Here is a 4,290-nt window from a genome sequence, read left to right on the forward strand (position 1 = left end):
GTCCGCAGATGGTCCGCCAGGGCGGTGGCGTTCGGGTAGTCGTAGATGAGCGTGGCGGCCAGCCGCAGGCCGGTCGCCGCGTTCAGCCGGTTGCGGAGTTCGACGGCAGTGAGCGAGTCGAAGCCCAGCTCCTTGAAGGCGCGTCCGGCCTCGACCGCCTCGGCCCCGCCGTGCCCCAGCACCGATGCCACCTGCGTACGCACCAGCTCCAGCAGCGTCTGTGCGCGCTCGTTGTCCGTCAGACCGGACAGCCGCTCCGCCAGTGTGCCGGTCCCGGCGGTGGCGGCCGGGCGCGGCGTGCTCTCGGCGGCCGGCGCCGGACGCGCGGCTCGTACCTCGTCGAACAGCGCGCTCGGCCGTACGGCGGTGAACTCGGCCAGGAACCGGTCCCAGTCGATGTCCGCGACCGTCACGGCGGTGTCATCGAGGTCCAGTGCCTGCCGCAGCGCGGTGAGCGCCGACTCGGGCGCCATGGGCGGCACTCCGTCGCGGCGCATCCGCCGCTCCAGCGCCTCGTCGGCGGCCATGCCGCCCTCGGCCCACGGGCCCCAGGCGATCGAGGTGGCGGGCAAGCCCTCGGCGCGGCGCAGCTCGGCCAGCGCGTCCAGGTAGGCATTGGCCGCCGCGTAGTTGCCCTGCCCGGCAGCGCCCACCGACCCGGCGAACGAGGAGAAGAGGACGAACGCCGAAAGGTCCAGGTCGCGCGTCAGCTCATGGAGGTTCTGCGCGGAGGTGGCCTTGGCGCGCACCACGCGCTCCAGTCGCTCGGCGTCCAGCGTGTCCACAAGGCCGTCGTCCAGCACACCGGCCGCGTGCACGACAGCGGTCAGCGGGAACTCGGCCGGTATGGACGCCATCAGCTCCGCGAGCGCGTCCCGGTCCGCCACATCGCACGCGGCAACGGTCACCCGAGCACCCGAGGCCGCCAGCTCATCCCGCAGCTCCACCGCACCCGGAGCCTCCAGCCCCCGGCGGCTGGTGAGCACCACGTGCTCGGCGCCGTTCTCCACCAACCAGCGAGCCAGATGCGCACCCAGCGCACCCGTGCCACCGGTCACCAGCACCGAACCCGAGGGCCGCCAGCCCTCGTCGTCCGACGTCCGGGTCCCGGAAGCCTCCGTCAGCCGGCGTCCGAAGACACCCGAGCCACGCACCGCGACCTGATCCTCGCCACCGGCCCCGGCCAGCACACCCGCCAACCGTCCCAGCGCACGCTCATCCACCGACTCCGGCAGATCGACCAGACCACCCCACCGCTCCGGCAGCTCCAACGCCGCCACCCGGCCAAGCCCCCACACCAGGGCCTGACCCGGATTCACCCCACCATCCGAACGCCCCACCGACACCGCACCCCGCGTCGCCACCCACAACGGCGCACCCACACCCGCATCACCCAACGCCTGCACCAACGCAGCCGTCCGCAACAGACCCGTCTCACCCTCGGCCACCGCCAGAAGCGACACCACACCCGTCACCGAGGCGTCGCCCACCACCCCACGCAGCTCATCCGCGATCCCAGCCCGATCCGCCGCGTCCGACTCGACCACGCGCACATCCACACCACGCCCGGCCAGCATCCGCACCACACCCGAGGCCCACACACCCCCGGCCCCCTCCACCGGGACCACAACCACCCAGCAGCCACCCAACACCCCGGCCGCCGACCGCCCCGTCACCGGCTTCCACACCACCCGGTAACGCCAACCATCCACCGCAGAACGCACCGACTCCTGCCGCCGCCACGACGACAACGCAGGCAACACCTCACCCAGCGAAACCCCCGGATCCACCGCCAGCTCCGCCGCCAGCGCGGCCACATCCCCGCGCTCCACCACATCCCAGAACCGCCCATCGACGGCCGAGCCCGACGCGGCAGCCTCCGCCGCCGGGGCCTCCTCCCACCAGTACCTCGTGCGCTGGAAGGCGTACGTCGGCAGCTCGACCCGCCGGGCCCCGGTGCCCGCGAAGTAGCCACCCCAGTCCAGGGACTGGCCCCGGACATGCAGCAGGGCGAGGGCGGCAGTCACCGACTCGGCCTCCGCACGCCCCTTCCGCAGCGCGGCGGCGAACGCGACGTCGTCGCCGGTCACGCACTCCTGCGCCATCGCGGAGAGAACGCCGTCGGGGCCGAGCTCGACGAAGGTCGTCACACCCTCCGCTTCCAAGGTGCGGATGCCATCGAGGAAGCGGACCGCCTCGCGGACATGGCGCACCCAGAAGTCGGCCGTCGTGATCTCCTCGGCGGAGACGACGGTCCCGGTGAGGTTCGAGACGATCGGGATCCGCGGCGCCTCGTAGGTCAGCCCCTCCGCGACCTCACGGAACGCCTCCAGCATCCCGTCCATGCGCGGCGAGTGGAACGCGTGGCTGACCGTGAGCCGCTTGGTCTTGCGGCCCCGCGCCTCGAACGACGCGGCGATCTCCAGCGCCGCGTCCTCGTCACCCGCGATGACCACAGAGGTGGGCCCGTTGAGCGCGGCGATCGAGACGCGCTCGGTCAGCAGCGGGAGCACCTCGTCCTCCGACGCCCGCACCGCGAACATCGCGCCACCGGCCGGAAGCTCCTGCATCAAACGACCACGCGCCGCCACCAGCTTCGCCGCGTCCGCCAGCGAGAACACACCCGCCACATGCGCGGCAGCCAACTCACCGATCGAATGCCCGGAGAGGAAATCCGCCTCCAGACCCCACGCCTCCACCAGCCGGAACAACGCCACCTCGACCGCGAACAACGCCGGCTGGGTGAACCCCGTCCGGTCCAACGCCTCGGCGTCATCCCCGAACAGCACATCCCGCAGCGGCCGCTCCAGATACAGATCCAGATGCGCACACACCACATCCAACGCATCCGCGAACACCGGATAGGCGTCATACAGCTCACGCCCCATCCCCAGCCGCTGACTCCCCTGCCCCGTGAACAGGAACGCCACCTTGCCCTCAGCGACCGTCCCCTCAACCACACCCGAGACGGACTCACCCCGAGCCACCGCGTCCAGGCCCGCGAGGAACGTCTCGCGGTCAGTGGTGATGAGCGCCGCGCGCTGTTCCAGCGCGGTGCGGCTGGTGGCGAGCGAGAAGGCGAGGTCGGCCGGGCTCAGTTCGGGGTGGGTGCGGAGATGGGTGGCCAGCTGTGCGGCCTGGGCGTGCAGCGCCTGACCGTCCTTCGCCGACAGCAGCCACGGCAGCGCGGGCAGATCACGCGGCTCGGGCTCCACGACCGCAGCCGGAGGGACCGGGTCCGGGGCCTGCTCGATGATGGTGTGCGCGTTGGTGCCACTGAGCCCGAAGGACGACACACCCGCGCGGCGCGGACGGCCGGTCTCCGGCCATTCCACCTGCTCGGTCAGCAGCGAAACGGCCCCCGCCGACCAGTCCACATGCGGCGACGGCGCGTCCACGTGCAGCGTCTGCGGCAGCACACCGTGCCGCATCGCCAGCACCATCTTGATGATGCCCGCGACACCCGCCGCCGCCTGCGTGTGACCGATGTTGGACTTGATGGAGCCGAGCCACAACGGCCGCTCCCCATCCCGCTCCTGGCCGTACGTGGCGAGCAGCGCCTGCGCCTCGATCGGGTCACCCAGCGTCGTACCCGTGCCGTGCGCCTCGACGACGTCCACATCGCCGGTCGTCAGCCCGGCGCTGGTCAGCGCCTGCCGGATGACACGCTGCTGCGACGGGCCGTTGGGCGCCGTCAGACCGTTCGACGCACCGTCCTGGTTGATCGCGCTGCCCCGCACGATGGCCAGCACCGGGTGCCCGTTCTTCTCCGCGTCCGACAGCCGCTCGACCAGCAGCATGCCGACACCCTCGCCCCAGCCGGTGCCATCCGCACCGGCCGCGAACGCCTTGATCCGACCGTCCTCCGCGAGCCCGCGCTGACGGCTGAAGTCGACGAACGCCTCCGGCGTGGACATCACCGTGACGCCACCCGCGAGCGCCATCGTGCACTCGCCGCCGCGCAGCGCCTGAACGGCCATGTGCAGCGCCACCAGCGACGACGAGCACGCCGTGTCCACCGTCACCGCCGGGCCCTCGAGACCGAAGGTGTAGGCGACCCGCCCCGACACGACACTCGCCGCGTTGCCCGTGCCCAGATGGCCCTCCAGGCCCTCGGGCGGGGTGGAGACGAGAGCGGCGTAGTCCTGTCCGTTGGTGCCCGCGAAGACACCCGTACGGCTGCCGCGCAGCGTGACCGGGTCGATGCCCGCGCGCTCGAACGCCTCCCAGGAGGTCTCCAGCAGCAACCGCTGCTGCGGATCCATCGCCAGCGCCTCACGCGGCGAAATC

Annotated in this window: 1 protein-coding gene; it reads right to left on the reverse strand. The window is 72.1% G+C overall.

Going from position 1 to position 4,290, the window contains the following annotated elements; translation table 11 throughout:
- A partial coding sequence (locus ACFYOY_RS48985; RefSeq protein ID WP_388594603.1) for a type I polyketide synthase occupies positions 1–4,290 on the reverse strand: 4,290 nt, incomplete at both ends.

This window comes from Streptomyces sp. NPDC007875 (assembly GCF_042868035.1).
Classification (GTDB): domain Bacteria; phylum Actinomycetota; class Actinomycetes; order Streptomycetales; family Streptomycetaceae; genus Streptomyces; species Streptomyces antimycoticus.